This window comes from Clostridium sp. Marseille-P299 (assembly GCF_900078195.1).
GTDB lineage: Bacteria > Bacillota > Clostridia > Lachnospirales > Lachnospiraceae > Lachnoclostridium.
In genome coordinates this window covers 1,241,466-1,259,226 of record NZ_FJVE01000007.1, presented here as the reverse complement: position 1 = coordinate 1,259,226, position 17,761 = coordinate 1,241,466, and the positions used below count along the sequence as shown (strand labels likewise).

The following is a 17,761-nucleotide window of genomic DNA, read 5'->3' as shown; positions in this document are numbered from 1 at the left end:
AAATGCCCTTCATTGGTCACTACTGAACCAATTTAGGGCATTTCTATATATGTCCTTACTTTCTTTTTTCAAAGGTTATTTGCTTCTTATCCTGTAATTACTGCTTCTTACCCAATACCGATTGTTTTCTAGCTTGGTCAGATTTTATCTTTTTAATAGATGAGAATTTTTTATTTTTCTCTTCTCTTTTCTTCTCTATAAATGAGTTATTTTTACTCTTCTCTTCTTTTTTCTTCTCTATAGATGAGTACTTTTTACTTTTCTCATCTTTTTTCTTCTCTATCGTTAAGTTCTTTTTACTTTTCTCATCTTTTTTCTTCTCTATAGATGAGTACTTTTTACTTTTCTCATCTTTTTTCTTCTCTATCGTTAAGTTCTTTTTACTTTTCTCATCTTTTTTCTTCTCTATAGATGAGTACTTTTTACTATTCTCTTCTTTTTTCGTATCTATATATGGGCTTTTTATACTTTTCACTTCATTTTTCTTCTCTATAGATAAGCCCTTTTCACTTTTCTCTTCCTTTTTAGATATCGTCTTCTTATGAGCATCTGATTTTTTTGTTCCTCTACCTGTCCAATCTTTTGCATCACACTTAATTTCTTTGCTATCAGCCTTAGACGAATCGTTAACATCAGCCTTAACCGAATCTTTAGTTATATTCTTAGTAGAATTACCTGTTTTTTGACCTCTGACTGGTTTTTCCGTCTTTTCAAGTATTAACATTGGCCACTTGGAAGTAACTTCTGGAATAATCTTACCAATATGTTTTTCTATTTCTCTTAAATAATCCAAATCATCAATATTACATAAATTAATTGCATTTCCACCTAATCCGGCACGGCCAGTTCTTCCGATACGATGTATATAAGTTTCCGCTTGATTTGGAATATCATAATTTACCACAAAAGATAATTCCGAAATATCGATTCCCCTTGCTGCAATATCAGTTGCTACTAAAACTCTTATTCTTCCTTCTTTAAAATCACTAAGAGCACTCTGCCTTGCATTCTGACCCTTATCGCCATGTATTGCTAGTGCCTTTACTTTTGCTTTATTAAGCTTGTCTGCCACACGATCTGCTCCATGTTTTGTTTTAGTAAATACAAGAACGCTTGACATCTTTTGCTCTTTGATTAAGGAGGTCAATAATGGAAGTTTATTTAAACGGTCAACAAAATAAACACTTTGTTCAATGGAATCAACAGTACTTGTTACTGCACTTATTTTAACGATTTCAGGATTGTGTAATAACCCAGTTGCTAGTGCTTCAATTTCCTTTGGCATTGTCGCACTAAACAATAAGGTCTGACGTTTCTTCGGTAATAATTTGATTACTTTTTTTATATCATTTAAAAATCCCATATCAAGCATTTGATCCGCTTCATCCAGTACAAACATCTCAATTGAATCTAACGTAATATAGCCTTGTCCAATCAAATCATTAAGGCGTCCAGGCGTTGCGATTAATATATCCACTCCCGATTTTAAGGAATTAACTTGCGCACTTTGCCCTACTCCACCGTAAATTACACTTTGCTTTAGCTTCGTATACTTGCCAAAACATTCAAAACTTTCATATACTTGAATTGCCAATTCCCTCGTTGGTGTAATAATAAGTGCTCTTACTCCACTCTCCTTAACTGTTGATAATCTCTGTAAAATAGGTAAGGCAAAGGCTGCCGTCTTTCCTGTTCCTGTCTGGGCACATCCAAGGATATCTTTACCTTCAAGTACTAGTGGAATCGTCTTTTCTTGAATGGGAGACGGCTCCACAAAACCTTCCTCCTTAATGGCTTGCAACAATGGCATTATTAAATTCATTTCTTTAAATTTCATTCTACTTCCAATTCTAAATATAACACTTTTTTCATCCGCTGGCAGATTCTATTTTTTATTATATTTTCTCTTTTATTTTTTTGTCAGGCTCTAGTATAACACACAGTTTTATAATTTAGCTATTTATTTATAAAATTAATTATATATTGGCGTATTCCAAAATTCTTTCATAAATTAAGTACAATAAAAAAACTGAGGTTAAAGTGAAGAATCTCTAATCTCAGTTTTTTATAAATTATCTTTTCAATTATTTCTTTACAGCTTTTTTATTTTTTCTACTGATTAAAACGCTTCTTCACGCCCAAATTTACTATACACCTCTCTCCCCTTCGCCTTCAGATATCTACTGCCTTCTTCTATTATAACAGTCTTCAAGTACGCATTCACTGGAACCTTAGGAGTGTATCTTCCTCCTGAAACGGCAAATAAATATTTCACCGTCTTTGGAATAGTGATTGTTTCCTTCATCGAATTTCCAGGATAAAAAATCATCGTAGTAAGTTCCTTATCATACAAGATTCCATCTAATGTTGTATATTTTGCATTCGATGCATCCACTACCACTTCTTGTAAGGATGGCAACAACAAAGAACTTTGGGTATAATCATCATTCCATTGTAAACTGATATCTTTAACAGCCTTTCCAAGTACTAGCTTTTTCATATGAGTATTCACCACGAGGCCAGAAAGTTCTGTCACAGTATCCGGCACAATATATTCCTCCAAATCTGCTCCCGCTGGATAACAGATAAGCTCTGTTTTATCCTTATTATATAAAATCCCTTGGATAGACGTATAATATTGGCTGTTTTCACCTACTAAAATCTCTTTTAGAGCATATTCTTTTTTAACATCTGAATAATACGAACGATACTGTGCATAATTAAACTCTTTAAAACCATCCGATAAGGTTATACTTCTTACATATGGATTACGCAATAAGGATGACACATTTCCTTCAACAACATCCTTTGGCATCATAAATGTCTCATCTGTCTTTTTGCTCGGATAATGAAGTAACTTTTTTAGCTCCTTTGTATATAGCACACCCTCTTTGCTCTCATACATGGAATTTCCCGCATTTACTACGATTTCTTTAAGATTTGGCAAATCCATATTCCAGTTAATCTCAGACTCTTTCTGGATAAATGATGATGGCAACACAATTCGTTCTATTTTTTTATTATTAAGTACAAGATTCGTGTTGATTGTCTGAATTCCCTCAGGAAGATTTAAATCTTTCAAAGTTCGGTCAGCATCATATACATAAGTACGTTCCTTATTCATAAGTAGTCCATTTTCAAAGCAATACTTTTGATTTCCATCTTCCACTATAAGCTTTTCTAACGTAGGGATATCAAATAGTCCATTAAGATATCCTAATTCAATCTCACTTACATTGCTTGAAATATGTATTTCTTTTATTTTCCCAGAATAAATTCCATATAAGCTAAGCTTCTTTAATTCCTTTGGAAATGTGGCAATCTCTCCACCCCCATAGATGATAAGTTCTGTTTTTGACTTATTATAAAGTGAACCCTCATACATGCTAAAATATGTATTTTTCGAGGAAAGAGTGATTTTCTCAAACACATTTCCCAAATTATAATCTTTATAACCAGTGATTTGTTTTATATTATTAGAAAGAACTAGCTGGTTTATATTTGCATTACGAAGAGTTAAATCAATGCTTTGAACAGAATCCGGATATCGTAATACTTTGTTCTTACAAGCCAAAGGATAATGTAAAATCATAGTAAGTTTCTTATCGTATAAAATACCATCATAAGAGGCATAATTTTTATTCTTTGCTGCAACTGTAATTTCCTGTAAGTAATATAACTCCGAAAGCGAATCTTCTAAACTAGTTAAAGTACTTGGAATACTGATTTTAACAATCGATGCCTCTCCAAATACTGCGCTGCCCAACTTTATTACGCCTTCTAAAATAATTAAATTCTTTACTTTGGATTGATAAAAAGCAAAATCTCCAATTGTTTTAGTACCTTTGGGAATCACATATTTCCCACCCTTTCCTAATGGAAACACTAAAAGGCTATCTCCTGTTTTATTAAATATGACTCCCTGTTTTACACAGATATAAGGATTTTTCACTGCAACACTATATTTGGTAACATTTCGTAAATTTAAGCAAATTCTCCCTAAATTATTCGTAGTAATCTTTTCACCAAAGCTAACTTTTTTTAGCTTCAATGCATTACTAAAAGCATTCTCATTGATTGTTTTTACGGAATTAGGTACCGTATATATGGTGTTAGTTGCAGATGGTGGATAAGCATACAATATCGTTTTTTCTTTGTTATATAAGACCCCATTTTCTGATGTAAAATATGAATTGCTTTTTGCTACTTCAAATTTAATGATTGTAGGATTGATAATCCAAGGCGAAACTGTTTGATCCAAATTCTTTACCGTTTCAGAAAAATAAATTTCCTCAAGGTTTGGAAAACAATTTGCAATAAAATTCGTATCTACCTTTGTAACTCCCTTCGCTAATATCAGTTTCTTAGCTTGATCAAATTTTATCAGCCCTTCCGATAGCAAGGGGTCTGAATATGTATAGTCTTCTTCTGTAATATTCTCACTTATTACTACTACTTCTTCTCCGCAATAGATTACTTTATTTGCTTTTCTTGTTAAATAATACGTGCTTTCTTCCGCTGCATGAATACTTACCACTGGTTGTAGTAATAAAATTAATAAAATAAAACCTACTGCAAAATAGATTCTTTGATTCAGTACTTTCATAAACACCTCCAAACGGATATATGGAACAAATCTTATCGTTTATAATGTTAATGCAATTATATTACCTATTGTAAATTATTTCAATTTAAAAGTAAGTTCCTTCCATTTTATCACTCACGTATAATCCACTCCAGCTTTATGTATAAATTTAAAAAATATATTAAAAATGCACTCTAGCACGTATATTAGTTAAAATCAACCACGTACTAAAGTGCATTTATTTAATTCCTTTATCCACGAATTTTAATATCACCAGAAGTTGTGCTAGCTTCAATCTTACATCCACCATTTCCAAAAACATAACTTCCATTGCGATATAGTTTGCTACTACTTCCTTCAAAAGTAAGGCTACGCATACCACTTACGGTTCGAATATTAGCCTCATACCCATTCCCTTGATTTTGTAACTGCAAACTTACATCACCACTAACAGAATTAACTTTTATTGTTGCGTCGTTTTCCGCTGTTATAGATACTCCTCCACTAATAGAGGATGCTTTCCACTCCTTTGATTCAGCCGTTGCACGTACATCTCCACTTTTACTGGAGAGATTTATAACATCACTCTTAATCCTTGACGTCATCACATCTCCACTGGTACTTTGGAGCAAGATTTGAGATATCGTTGATCCTTCCGCTTTTACATCACCGCTGGTACTTTGCATATAAGAATAATCTGCTAATACATTTAAAATAGTAACATCACCGCTTGAAGTCTTTAAATCCATACGATTCATTTTACAATCTCGAAATGAAATCCCACCCGATTTACTTCTACTGGTAATATTATCTCCTTCTGCTCTATGAACTTGAATCTCTCCGCTACTGGACTCTAAATTAAAGTTTTTAAAGTTTACTTCCATGAATCGTAAGTCACCACTTGTACTATTGCAACTTAGTGAATCACCATTGCTGTTTTGCATATTTACATCACCACTTTGGGATTGTAACTGCATTGTTTTCGTATGGAAGTTTAGTACTTCTATATCACCACTCATTGTATTCACAGCTACCTCATTACTTTTTGCTCCATTCAACCTCATATCACCACTTGTTGAAGTTAAATGTAAATTAGGAAAATAATCTGGTATTTTAATTTCTATTTTCATTTGTGGTGTCTTAAAATAAGTGAAGAATCCAGAAATTGATTCTTTACTTATAATCTTTGCATAAATTTTATCTCCCTCTTGCCAAGACTTCAATTCATACATCATCTTTTGTTTTAAATTCCCATAATTCTCAAAATTGATAGTTATCTTATTATTTCCTGAAGGCAAAACAATAACATCTGCAGATAATGCATCTACAATTATATCCTTTAATTTAACTTCTTCTGTCCTCTCTTGCTTCCATTCCGTATCTGGAGATGTGATTAATTCTGTATTTTGAGCTGTTTTTATTTCATGAGTGGCATTTGATGATTTGATTTGTTTCTCTAATCCCTCTAATTCCTTAGCAATTTCATTAATATCCCCCAGTTCTTCACAGACTTGCTCTTCTGTTTTTCCCTTTTTTAGCCCCATTTCAAAATGTTCTTCATAATCTTCTACTATTTCTCTTGCAAGATCAGTTTCAATACCAGTTAAGATTTCTTTTAACTTTTCCAAATATTCATTCTTTGTCATGTTAAAATCTCCTCTTCAAATTTTTAATTTTATAGATTGCAAATCCCCGTACAATTTTATATACGATCTAATGGTCCACGAAACGTTTATCTACCTCATACACTGAATTTGGATGTTCCCTTAATAACTCTTTTGCTACATCTCGTATTTCATTTTCATATGGAATCCATACGGACTCATTTTCCTCATATTCCTTTTTTAATATCTTTTTCGATAGTTTATTTATGATAAGATAAGAAGCATAACTATGTGAATTCATTGGATTTTCTTTATTTGCCTCTAATAAAAAATCAAAAAACTTGCTGATATCTGGATAGTAAATAAGTTCCACTAATTTTGCTCTATATTCCAATACTACCGAATCTAAGGTTACGTAGTTCATCTTATCTACCGCATGTTGTGCCTCGTGCTTTAGATAAGAAATCTGAAAGGAAGGTGTATCTATCTCATCTATGTAACATTTTTTAACACAATATAATTGTCCCTCTTCTTTTGCCCAGCCACCAGTGCCAACCTTACCAAAGGATAAATAATCAAGCCAACTTCTTGATACAAACCCCTCCATCATGTTTACAGTCATTTCATAGGTTTGATCTGGTAATTCAACATGATAAAGGGTTGGAATAGTTTCTTTCCATATATATGGACCATACCAAGCTCCAGTTGTATCACCTAAATATTGATAGCCTTCTCTTTCTACGATGTTTTTTATTTTACACTCGATTTGATTTATAGCTTGAATCATTTCTTCTCTGGTTTTTAACGTTTGTATCGGATCGCCAAGCATATTAGAGAAAGTTTCATATAAATATCGTAGAGTAAAATCTTCAGACTTCTCTTTCCAAAATACGAATCGATAATACTCTTGATAAATAGCATCAATTTTTTGTAGTACTTCATTGTCAGATCGTATGATATCCTTCTTTTGCTGGAAAACCTCTTGATACTTTTCAACTAAAGCCTTGTTTTCTTCAAATTCTGATAAATACTTAACCGCTTCTCTTAATTTTCCTTGAATTAATAAAGAATTAAAATATTGTTTTTTATATTCCATAAGACACCTCCAAGTATCAATTTACTAATTCACTAACAGCTATTACAAATTCGTCCCATTCTGACTTGAGTTTATGAAAGTACTCAATTCCCTTTTCTGTTATGTGGTAGTATTTTCTTGCTGGACCTTCCGCTGATTCTACCAAATATGTCTCTACGTAATCTTCAACTTTAAATCGTTTTAAAATCAAATATAATGTCCCAGATGCGATAGACATCTTTGTAGAGATAGCTTCTATCAGCTCATATCCGTATTGGTCTTTCGACATTAGTTGAGCCAATACACATAATTCTAAAGCTCCTTTTTTTAATTGTGTATTCAAACTTATCCTTCCCCCCTTTGCTTTATTGTTATTGTTAAACTTCATGTGTCAATTGATTACTGCTACGTATATCGCCAAGAGAACTTATTCCATATGGTTAGGCGACTGTATATAACTATAATTACTCTAAAATTATCATTGCTATCTTGCTTTGTTTCCTATATATTAACACTTGCTATTCTACAATACAATATAGTAAGTTAAGAAATATATTAAAAAATTATTAGAATAACCTTTGCTATAACTTTTTACATACAACTTCCATATCATTTGTATCAAGCAGCTGAATCATATATTCATGAACAAAGACGGTTCATAATCTTGTTAACTTCAATCGGCTGCATACAAGTTATCAGGTGCCTCATTCCCTTTTATTATTCATAATCATGACATAAAAAACTCTTTGTCCTATTTTTTAAAAATGATTCAAAGGAATCCTATCTAATATAACAAAGAGTTTTATATATACAATTAAGTATTTAATTGTATTGAATATCTCACATTTTCCATTCTACTCAATTACTAGTTTCATATGCTCTACTTTTTTAATTATCTTTAAAACTAATTCTCTACACTTCTATTTTATTATATTTAAAACAAATTCTCTACTTTTCTGTAGCCTATTCACAGCATCTTCATCATCTACAATTTTGTTTCTAAGCTTATTTTCAAAATCAAACTCTAAGGTTAATAACCCCTTATATTGAATTTGAGTTAAATATTTCAAAAACTCAATTATATTAATATCGCCCTCCTCTAAAAGTTTATGTTCATTTCCATCGCTATAATTACTCAAATGAATATTTTTAACTAAGTGCTTAACTTTATCAAAGGCCTCTATGATACTACCAGTACCCGTGGCATAATGTGTAATATCAAATGTGATCGGTATATTTTCTTTCAAACAAAAGTCACTAAATTCTTCATACCTTCCAAGAAAAGTTTCTTTACAGTACGCAGGCATATTTTCTGTAGTCAAAATAATGCCACTGCCTAATGATCGTGATAAAAGATTCTTTTTATGAATTTCATCCATCGTTAAATCTGTTGATTCAAAATTTTTTCCTAATACCATATGCGTATTTATCAATTCTGAATTTAATCTTATAGCAAGTTTACAACTTTTATTAATCCAATATTCTTCATTTTGCTTTCTCTCAAATACAATAAATTCTAGTGGTGTATGAATACTCACTGCATTTAAACTATGATTTAAAATAGAATCCACAATGATATTCTCTTCTAAATCTACAAATGATTGATTCATAAACAACTCAATATTTTCAAATCCCGATTTTTTAATTATTTCTAATATTTCATTATGATCTTTCCTATAGTACATTCCTGTAGAGATTGATAATTTCATAATTTTCCTCCAATCATTACTGCATTTTTGCAATAAATATTCCTTGTGATTTATGTATATAAAAGTATCCTTTTTCATTAATTATTTTATCGATTGCCTTTTTAAATACCTTTTCTTTTTTACTTAATAACTCCTCTGCATTACCAGGGTATGAAATTACATACTCATAGATATCGTCTACATTATCAACCATTAAATCATTTTCTTGAACTTCCATTTGTACATTCACAAAATGTTTTAATAATTGTTCTCTGCCGTTTTCTAATTGAAAACCCTTGAGAGCATTTTCAGATGGAATATAAATATTAGGATCAAATTTTGTAACAAAATCATTTAATTCTTTCATATGTTTACAGCCAATGGTGGAACAATAAAATGTACCTTTTTCTTTTAATCCATTTCTTATTTTTTCAAACAAACGATCTCTATTATTTACATGAAAAAGCATGTGATTTGCAATTACTACATCATAAGTCTTTTCTTTAATATCGATTTGATCTGCATCTATTTGCAAAAACTCATATTTGATATTTCTTCTTTCAAGACTTTCTTTATTCTGCGAAAAAACTTGTTTTACTTTCTCCAGCATTCCTTCTGAGTTGTCGGTTAGCATAATCGTTATATTTTCTGGAAGATATTCAATATTTTCTTTCCACAAGAGTCCATTCCCACATCCAATTTCTAATATCTTCATGTTAGATTTAAAATTTAATTTCTTGTAAATCCATCTCATCCAATGCTCAGATGCGGTGCTATAATTATGAATGTTAATTCGTTTTTGCAAGTTCTCGTCATTTTGATATTGTCTATCCATAATCTCTTTTTCAGTTGTTAGGTTAATAACTTTAATCAACATTTCCCATACCGCATCATTTTCTGCTTTTTCAGTATTTTCTATTGCTTCTATCATACGTTCCATATGCTTTATTTTCTTTACCAGAAGTTCTTTCTGAATAGCTAAAGAATCTTTTAAGTTAGAGTCATTATTGGCGAATTCACTCTTCATTAGTTGTTCAATCTGTTCTAATGAAAATCCTACATACTTTAACATTAATATCTTTTGTAAGTTTTCTACAGATTTATTATCATAAAGTCTATACTTAGCTTCTGAATACTCAACTGGCTTTAGAATCCCCTTACTATCATAATAGCGGATTGTCCTAACAGATACTCCTGCTAACTGCGCTAATTCTCCCGTTTTATATAGTTTTTTTTCCATGAATGTATAACCCCTTTCATATATATTGTTTATAACCTTTTTTTGTTATCTTCATTTTAAACCATTCCCTTACGTAATGGTCAATATATATTTTAAGCATAATAAAAGGAATGCTAATTAGCATTCCTTTCTAAATATTTTTATTAGATTTAAACTTTTAATTTCATCCATCTCTTTTTCGTCATTGCGCCAATCACCCTGTCATAGCGATATGCCGAAATAATCAGACAAAATTAAACCAACTTTTCCTTATACCCACACATCCAATCTGCTTTTTTATAATAAATAATAAAAATAACAGAACTTAAAAACCAAGTAAGTGGATATGCCCAGAATATCACTCTAATATCTGGTATTAAATTTACCATAGTAACGATGTAAGTAATACGTATTCCACACCAACAAATAAGCATTACAAACATCGGTATTGTTGATTTTCCAGCACCTCGTAAAATACCAGATAAGCAGTGGGATAATGCCAATAAACAGTAAAATAGACCTTCTGTTCTTGATTGCATTACTCCAATTTCAATAACTTCTGGTTGATTATTAAATAATCGAATCAATACCGGTGCAAATATCCATAATAGTGCACCAACCGATTCCGCTAACAATACACCTGTCCAAATTCCAAAGCGAGCACCTTTTTTTGCACGTTCATAATTTTTAGCTCCAAGATTTTGCCCAATAAAAGTAGTTAAGGCAACACTAAAGCTTGTAATCGGTAAAAATGCAAAACCTTCTAGTTTTGAGTAGCTTCCACTTCCTGCCATAGCAATTGAACCAAAGGCATTAATATTGGATTGAACGATAACATTGGCAAAACCAATCACGGAGTTTTGAACTCCCGTTGGAATCCCCATTTTCAATATTTTAACAAGCATTTTTTTATGAATACGAATTTTATCTATTTCTACTTTATGTACTCCATCTACCTTCATAAGTTTAATAAATGATAGAATAGCACTAACAAACTGTGAAATTACAGTAGCCACCGCTGCACCAGCGATTCCAAAATCAAAAACAGCTACAAATAATAAATCTAATACAACATTGGTAATAGCCGATATAATAAGATAATATAGTGGATGTTTACTATCTCCGATTGCTTGAAAGATTCCCATACACGTATTGTACATTACAATACCGATACCGCCAGCAAAATATAATCGAAAATACATAATGGAATCTGGCAATACGTCCGCTGGCGTCCCCATCATTTTAAGCATATATGGCGTTAAACCCATTCCAGCGACGGTTACGACTATACCCGCCAATAGTCCAAAAGCAATCGTAGTATGTACTGCTATTTTTAAGTCTTTAATATTTTTCTCACCAAAATAACGGGCAATAACTACACCTGCTCCAACAAAAATACCATTAATAAAGCCTACTATTAAAAATATTAAACTTCCTGATGAACTAACCGCAGCAAGTGCATTTTTACCAAGAACATTCCCTACAACCAAGGAATCGACTACATTATAAAGTTGTTGAAATAAATTGCCTAAAAATATTGGCATTGCAAATAAAACTATTTTTTTAGATATTCTTCCTTCTGTCAAAACTATTACCTTCCTGTCTGTGATTTTATAAATTTATCTTTCGGTAAATTTTTTCTTTCATGCTTGTTTGAACCTAGAATTTTCTTTAGAAGCTACTCCATTCCCCTCCTATTGTTTAAACTTTTTTCTATATTCAACACCTCTCTTTGATTTATTCACTTTTCACATGCAAAAAGCTCACACATTCTGTGTGAACTTTTGCTACTTAATATTCCTTTTCTAATTTACCATAAAAAAGTGCTTACGCCTACCCCTTTTATAATCTTTAATGTATTTTCAATTAAAACAATCTAAAACATAATGAAATTAATATTGGTACTGCACTTGAACATATTATTCCATTTAACACTGATAAGACAACCGTTTCTTCATTGGTATACTTTATCATCATCGGCAAAGTAGTATCTTCACTTGTAGCCCCTGCAGGCGCAATACAACTAAAGTAATTTAGTTTTTTCGAGATAATTGGAATGCTAAAAAATGAAAATATTTCTCTCATTAAGCTACTCAAAAATGCGATACTCCCTAATTGAGCACTAACCAAATTACCGATCGTAACTCCTGCAAGACTATACCAACCTAGGCCACTTGCCACAGCCGTACTTTCATTCATTGAATACTCTGTGATAAAACTGCAAATAACTCCTCCTACAAGAGAACCTACTATAATACCCGCTGGAATAATGAATATCTTAAAATGATATTCTTTTATTTTCTTTAAGATTCCCTCATGTAGTCCGATGCTTATTCCTACTAAAAACATCAATATGTATAACACAACATCTGTATTACTAGTAATAAACGTTATAAAAGTATTATCTATTATTAAACCACATAAGATACCGGAAATTAATGCAACTAATGCTAAAATTACCATAATAAATTAAACCCCTTTTTTCCCTTTATTCTCCATAAAAATTTTAGTCAATATATACACAAATATCGTTGAAAATACAGTAGGGAAAAGGAAGAAAATAAAACTCTGAAAACCTAATGTCGATAATTCATGCAAAAAATTATCTCGTTTTCCCAGCACAACTCCCATAGAGAAAATTAGAACCACAGTACAAACTACTTGTAATTGTTCATTCCTCTTTTTTAACTTTTTAGGAAAAAATTTGTGACCTACAAATATCCCTAGACACATAACTAATATAATGTCCATCTTTTATCCTCCTTGTTCTCACAAAAAAACATTTGAACACAATCCATATGGACATTGTTCAAATGTTTAATCTTTCTGCCTATTTGAGAAATATTAGTATTTAAATTATTAATATATTACTACAATATCGTCATAAAAGTCAATGAAATGTCCTTAATATAAATAAAGACTATATTTCCCTTTTTTATACGAAACGTGTGCATATTTATATGGTAATATGATTTATTGTCAGCACTCTCAATTGTGTGCATATTTATATAATAATATGTTTTATTGTCAACACTCTCAATTCTATGTCTCTTAGCAACCATCCCCTAGACAAAAAAGGCCCAAGTCATAAGACTTGAGCCATATATTCAAAACGGAGATGAAGGGATTTGAACCCCTGCGCCGGAAAACCGACCTATCGGATTTCGAATCCGAACCCTTCAGCCTCTTGGGTACATCTCCAAACGTGTGACTGCCACACGAGAATATATTATACTACAAAGTGGAAGATTTGACAATAACTAATTCGACACCAATTTGATCATTTAGTCTTCCGCTTTTGACTGCTTCTTCTATTTCAATGCCATAAGCAATATTACTTTTAATCACATCTGATTTAAAATTCTTTGCCTGCCCTACATATTTCGTTACTGCAAATGGAGGTACCCCCACTTTACTTGCTATTACTTGATTCGTAACAGAACGACTATTTAAATCTTTCACCTGAAGCATTATATTAAAATGTCTTATGATCAGATACAAAATTGACATTGGCTTTTCTTTTAAACTAAGCAAATCATAATATAATTCCAGCGCCTTTTTTTGATTTCCAGCTGCTATTGCATCAATCATTACGAAGATTTTACCAGTTAATTGCTCGGTGCACACAGCATCTACATCTTCAATCGTAATTACATCTCGGTCATAGGCATAACAGATCAGTTTCTCTAGCTCAGTTCTAAGATTCTCCATATCAAAACCAACTTTACCAACCAAATAAGTCATTGTTGCGTCGGTAATCTTTTTCTTATCCTTGTTAAGAATACCAGCTGCCCAAAGTTTAATCTGCCCTTCATCTAGTCCGTTCATTTCACTGATGTGCCCAATATCTTTTACCGCTTTAAATAAACGATTTCGTTTGTCTACTTCTTGTTCCACAAATATAACGTGAGTAGTATCTGGCATTTCTTTAATATAATCAGCGAAATCACTTTGAGACTTAAACCAACCACAATTTTCAATTAAGATAAGTCTTCGATCACTAAAAAATGGCATTGTTTCAGCGATACGAATAATTTCATTTACATCCGCCGTTTTTCCTTCAAAATAAGAAAAATTCATGGAATCACCATCTCCCATGATTCCTTCTTTCAGCTTATCTTTATATAATTTTTTCAAATAATCTTCACTACCATAAAGTAGATAAACAGGTTTATAAGTGTTATTCTTTATGTGTTCTTTTATTGCTTTCATGAAATCTCGTGCCCTTCCTTAACTTATTCATTCTACAGAGTTCAAAGAATGTGAAAAGCACACTCTCACCACACATTACGCCTGGCCTCGTTATCACATTTGCGAATTAAATATTGGAATATAATTTAATATACTAATAGATTGCCTCGCCGATACTCTCTCCCATTTTAACGATTGTTTCATAACCGTCTCTTGTATTCTTTAAAATATCTTGATGAACTGCAACCTCATCTCTTTGAAGGAGTAAGACAATGGTAGAACCGCCAAACTCAAACTTTCCTTTTTCTTGTCCTCGTTTTACAATAGCTGCACGATGATAATTATTTATCTTACCAACCATTAAAGCTCCCACTTCCATTTGAACAACTTTCCCAAAGTTTTTCGTATTTAAAACGCAGTAAGAACGGCTATTCTCTTTGTATATATTTATGTGGTCAAGAGCCACAGGATTTACAGTATAAAGTTTTCCCTTTATGAAATGATTTCTTTCCTTACTTGCATCATCCACATAACAGTATCTATGATAATTATCAACCGTTAAACGTATGACTACAATCGTACCACCTACAAATTCTTTTGCAAGTTCTTTATTCCTTAATAAAGATTCTACTGTATAATAGGAATTTTTAATGCGAAACTTTGAATTTAAACCTATTTTATAAGCACTTACTTTTCCATCCGATGGAGAAATTAAATTAGCATCGACATGGTCAATTGGCCTTTTTCCATTCCTTATCTTTCTTGTAAAAAATTCATTATAAGAACGATATCTCCGAGGGACGTACTCATTCATTTTAATATTATTTTTCTTAACAAAAGGATCTATTAAAAAAGTAGATGGCCAAGTATTAAGAATAGAACCAGCCATTCTTGAAATACTTGGAGCTGATAATATTTTTAACCCTAATCTACCAATTACATTTGAATACAACATCTTTAATAAGTCATCCTGCTTAGTTGACTTATTAAATTCGTTTCCCTCTCTATCCCTATATTTCATATGACACCTATACCTTTCAATCCTATCCTATTGCATTATTATCGCAAAGTATTTTTACTTTAGCAGCCAAAGCATATGCGCTTGTATTTATATAAAGTAAAAAAGATTGAAAGAATCAATTTAAAAAACATTCTAAACCTTTTCTTTCAACCTTATACTATATGTTTTATTATTTTTGATTCTTATTAATCTTAACAAGAATTCTACATTCTATCAAGAACCTTTTTATTTTTATGTGATTCTAATTCTTATATGAATTTGCAATTTATCATATCAATCCTATAAATTTCATCCAGTCTCTAATGAGTCACTAAATCTTCTTATGTATAAGATTGATTTAATCCAACATCTTATCTCTCAATATTACATAGTAACCGATAACAATGCCACTACAACCAAAATTCCAAACGCTGTCATAAGACAGACTCCTAGATTCCCTGGCTTTTTCACTTTAAAGTCAAGTACAAATAAAAATGAAACAATAATCATAATGATTGAAAATGCAGTTGGAAAATTTGGTCTATTTAGTAAACTTCCTACAATATAAACAGCAGGTAAAATAATTGCAACCGTCGTAACAGGAAGTCCTTGATAGTACTCTCTATGTTCTGTTGTTATCTGTTGACGTTCCTGCTCCATAACATTAAAGTAACCTAATCGTATCACGGCACCTAGTACAAATAAGACAGATGCTACTCCACCAAGTTTTTTATTCTCGCTCATCGCATACCCAATCATTGCAGGTAACATACCAAAACAAATCAAATCACATAAGGAATCAATTTGTATACCAAATACTTTTTCTTGGTCTGTACGATTTTTCATAGCCCTTGCTATTTTACCATCAAACATATCACATGTTCCAGAAATCATTAAACAGAAAAACGCCCAAGTAAAATTCCCTGCAAACACTTGCGTCATCCCAAAAATTGACGCACCTAATCCAATATACGTTAAAATTACTGAGTAATTATAAAAACCTATCATATTACTACCTACCACTCCCTATAATTTTCTTACGGCCACTCATTAATTGGCTCACTAACATCACGGCTGCACTCATAATTATTAGTGCATAATATGTAATTCCTCTACTTAATAGCATTCCTGGAAGTACAAACTCTTCCGTAAACACACCTGCAAATAAAATCAAAAAGCTACTCTCAGTTGCACCAATTCCACCTGGCAATGGTAATGAATCTGCTGCTAATGCAATAAATGCTTGTAATGAGATAATCTGAAATACGCTATAACCTCTCAAAGAAAATGCCTTATATACTAAAAATGTTACAGCGAATAATAAAATTCTCTGTATCAAAGTAATAAAAAAGCAATTCACTAATACTCTTTTGTTCTCTTTAATATAGCCTGCACTAAGTTCATACCTTTTTAATGCATGAAATGCTTTTTTAAGTATTTTATTATGATTCTTTATCATCCGTTTTTTTCCAAGCCATAAGATTGTTTTCCCAATCAATTTTCGTGCAAAGGATTGCTTATAAATAGCAACAAATAAAAATCCAATAAATACGCCATTTGCTACCACTCCAAATAAAACTAAAAACCAAATACTATCAATACGAGCGCTAACAAAGGTCCAATTTGCAATTCCTAGAATTAGGCATAGGAAAATAAGTACGAGCTTATACATTGCAGTTACTATAATCAGAACTACAGATGATATAGCAACTTCAATGTTATCTTTATTCATATAGTAAATTTGCATTGGCTGCCCACCCGATGCTGATGGTGTTATCGCACTAAAAAAGAACCCGATAAATGAGTATTTTATGCAATAAATCATTGGGATTCTTCTTTTTACAGCCTTCATCAAATAGTAAATAATATACGATTCACTACATACAAATCCAATGACAAACACAATGCCTAGAATTAAATAGCTATTCTTCGCTAGGATAAGAGAATCTAATATTTCAGAAAACTCTTGCCCCCTAAAAAGTAAATAATACGTTATTCCTATTAATGCAAATAAAATAAATATATTTGCAATATATTTCCCATATTTTTTTGACAAAGTTCATTCCTCCATGCAATACTTTAACGGCTCTTGATCTGCTTCCATTCATAATGTATTGCATCTTATCCCTATATACACATTACTTAACATATCTAAAAGTATACTCTTTCCATATTGTCCTTGTCAATGATTTCGGTATTTTCTAAGCTATTTCTAATAATTCTTTTTATATTTCTTAAATTATTCTTTAATATACTTCAAATTGTTCGTTTATATTTTTTAGAATTTATTTCTAATGTTTAATTTTATTTTATTCTGTTGAACTATTTTAGATACCTTTATAAAAAAATTATAAAAATCCACCGCTATAACATGTGCTATAAGCGGCGGAGATATGGTT

14 protein-coding genes and 1 tRNA gene are annotated in these 17,761 nt (G+C 31.5%); all 15 read right to left on the bottom strand.

Annotation, left to right across the window (positions count from 1 at the left end; all coding sequences use genetic code 11):
- Nucleotides 1-97: 97 nt before the first annotated feature.
- The 15 genes from BN4220_RS13465 to BN4220_RS13395 all read right to left on the bottom strand — a co-directional run bounded on the left by BN4220_RS13465 (nucleotide 98) and on the right by BN4220_RS13395 (nucleotide 17,418).
- Nucleotides 98-1,837 carry a DEAD/DEAH box helicase gene (locus BN4220_RS13465; RefSeq protein WP_082812309.1) on the bottom strand — a complete coding sequence of 580 codons (1,740 nt, stop codon included), beginning with the start codon at nucleotides 1,835-1,837 and terminating at the stop codon, nucleotides 98-100.
- A gap of 282 nt (nucleotides 1,838-2,119) precedes the next feature.
- The gene (locus BN4220_RS13460; protein ID WP_066717266.1) at nucleotides 2,120-4,606 is read right to left on the bottom strand and encodes a leucine-rich repeat protein; all 2,487 of its coding nucleotides are present in this window, start codon (nucleotides 4,604-4,606) and stop codon (nucleotides 2,120-2,122) included.
- Between the two features lie 230 nt (nucleotides 4,607-4,836).
- Complete coding sequence (locus BN4220_RS13455) at nucleotides 4,837-6,231, bottom strand: DUF4097 family beta strand repeat-containing protein (protein WP_066717262.1); 1,395 nt, start codon at nucleotides 6,229-6,231, stop codon at nucleotides 4,837-4,839.
- 67 nt (nucleotides 6,232-6,298) lie between these two features.
- Nucleotides 6,299-7,285 (bottom strand): hypothetical protein, encoded by a 987-nt coding sequence (locus tag BN4220_RS13450; protein WP_066717260.1) that lies wholly within the window; start codon nucleotides 7,283-7,285, stop codon nucleotides 6,299-6,301.
- Nucleotides 7,286-7,301: 16 nt separating this feature from the next.
- Nucleotides 7,302-7,607 (bottom strand): PadR family transcriptional regulator, encoded by a 306-nt coding sequence (locus BN4220_RS13445; protein ID WP_066717258.1) that lies wholly within the window; start codon nucleotides 7,605-7,607, stop codon nucleotides 7,302-7,304.
- Between the two features lie 577 nt (nucleotides 7,608-8,184).
- On the bottom strand, nucleotides 8,185-8,973 hold the full coding sequence (locus tag BN4220_RS13440) for a sugar phosphate isomerase/epimerase family protein (RefSeq protein WP_066717255.1): 789 nt from the start codon (nucleotides 8,971-8,973) through the stop codon (nucleotides 8,185-8,187).
- Between the two features lie 16 nt (nucleotides 8,974-8,989).
- Nucleotides 8,990-10,192, bottom strand: coding sequence for a MerR family transcriptional regulator (locus tag BN4220_RS13435; RefSeq protein WP_066717252.1), 1,203 nt, complete (start codon nucleotides 10,190-10,192; stop codon nucleotides 8,990-8,992).
- 233 nt (nucleotides 10,193-10,425) lie between these two features.
- Nucleotides 10,426-11,757, bottom strand: coding sequence for an MATE family efflux transporter (locus BN4220_RS13430; RefSeq protein ID WP_347477098.1), 1,332 nt, complete (start codon nucleotides 11,755-11,757; stop codon nucleotides 10,426-10,428).
- Nucleotides 11,758-12,037: 280 nt separating this feature from the next.
- Complete coding sequence (locus BN4220_RS13425) at nucleotides 12,038-12,634, bottom strand: lysine exporter LysO family protein (RefSeq protein ID WP_066717249.1); 597 nt, start codon at nucleotides 12,632-12,634, stop codon at nucleotides 12,038-12,040.
- A gap of 6 nt (nucleotides 12,635-12,640) precedes the next feature.
- Nucleotides 12,641-12,922: a LysO family transporter gene (locus BN4220_RS13420; RefSeq protein WP_066717246.1), complete on the bottom strand. Its 282-nt coding sequence runs from the start codon at nucleotides 12,920-12,922 to the stop codon at nucleotides 12,641-12,643.
- Nucleotides 12,923-13,284: 362 nt separating this feature from the next.
- A tRNA-Ser gene (locus BN4220_RS13415) sits at nucleotides 13,285-13,372 on the bottom strand.
- Between the two features lie 33 nt (nucleotides 13,373-13,405).
- Complete coding sequence (gene holA / locus BN4220_RS13410; protein ID WP_066717244.1) at nucleotides 13,406-14,383, bottom strand: DNA polymerase III subunit delta; 978 nt, start codon at nucleotides 14,381-14,383, stop codon at nucleotides 13,406-13,408.
- A 133-nt stretch (nucleotides 14,384-14,516) separates the two neighbouring features.
- A complete protein-coding gene (locus BN4220_RS13405; RefSeq protein ID WP_066717242.1) occupies nucleotides 14,517-15,383 on the bottom strand; it encodes a phosphatidylserine decarboxylase in 867 nt (288 codons plus the stop codon).
- Between the two features lie 363 nt (nucleotides 15,384-15,746).
- Nucleotides 15,747-16,370 carry a CDP-alcohol phosphatidyltransferase family protein gene (locus BN4220_RS13400; protein ID WP_066717239.1) on the bottom strand — a complete coding sequence of 208 codons (624 nt, stop codon included), beginning with the start codon at nucleotides 16,368-16,370 and terminating at the stop codon, nucleotides 15,747-15,749.
- Nucleotides 16,371-16,374: 4 nt separating this feature from the next.
- Nucleotides 16,375-17,418 carry a lysylphosphatidylglycerol synthase transmembrane domain-containing protein gene (locus BN4220_RS13395; protein WP_066717236.1) on the bottom strand — a complete coding sequence of 348 codons (1,044 nt, stop codon included), beginning with the start codon at nucleotides 17,416-17,418 and terminating at the stop codon, nucleotides 16,375-16,377.
- Nucleotides 17,419-17,761 lie beyond the last annotated feature (343 nt).

Excerpts from the sequence above, each read along its gene's own strand:
- BN4220_RS13425 (WP_066717249.1), bottom strand. The coding sequence starts at position 12,634 with ATGGTAATTTTAGCATTAGTTGCATTAATTTCCGGTATCTTATGTGGT.
- BN4220_RS13450 (WP_066717260.1), bottom strand. The coding sequence starts at position 7,285 with ATGGAATATAAAAAACAATATTTTAATTCTTTATTAATTCAAGGAAAA.
- BN4220_RS13435 (WP_066717252.1), bottom strand. The coding sequence starts at position 10,192 with ATGGAAAAAAAACTATATAAAACGGGAGAATTAGCGCAGTTAGCAGGA.
- BN4220_RS13440 (WP_066717255.1), bottom strand. The coding sequence starts at position 8,973 with ATGAAATTATCAATCTCTACAGGAATGTACTATAGGAAAGATCATAAT.
- BN4220_RS13460 (WP_066717266.1), bottom strand. The coding sequence starts at position 4,606 with ATGAAAGTACTGAATCAAAGAATCTATTTTGCAGTAGGTTTTATTTTA.
- BN4220_RS13455 (WP_066717262.1), bottom strand. The coding sequence starts at position 6,231 with ATGACAAAGAATGAATATTTGGAAAAGTTAAAAGAAATCTTAACTGGT.
- BN4220_RS13405 (WP_066717242.1), bottom strand. The coding sequence starts at position 15,383 with ATGAAATATAGGGATAGAGAGGGAAACGAATTTAATAAGTCAACTAAG.
- holA (WP_066717244.1), bottom strand. The coding sequence starts at position 14,383 with ATGAAAGCAATAAAAGAACACATAAAGAATAACACTTATAAACCTGTT.
- BN4220_RS13420 (WP_066717246.1), bottom strand. The coding sequence starts at position 12,922 with ATGGACATTATATTAGTTATGTGTCTAGGGATATTTGTAGGTCACAAA.
- BN4220_RS13465 (WP_082812309.1), bottom strand. The coding sequence starts at position 1,837 with ATGAAATTTAAAGAAATGAATTTAATAATGCCATTGTTGCAAGCCATT.
- BN4220_RS13400 (WP_066717239.1), bottom strand. The coding sequence starts at position 16,370 with ATGATAGGTTTTTATAATTACTCAGTAATTTTAACGTATATTGGATTA.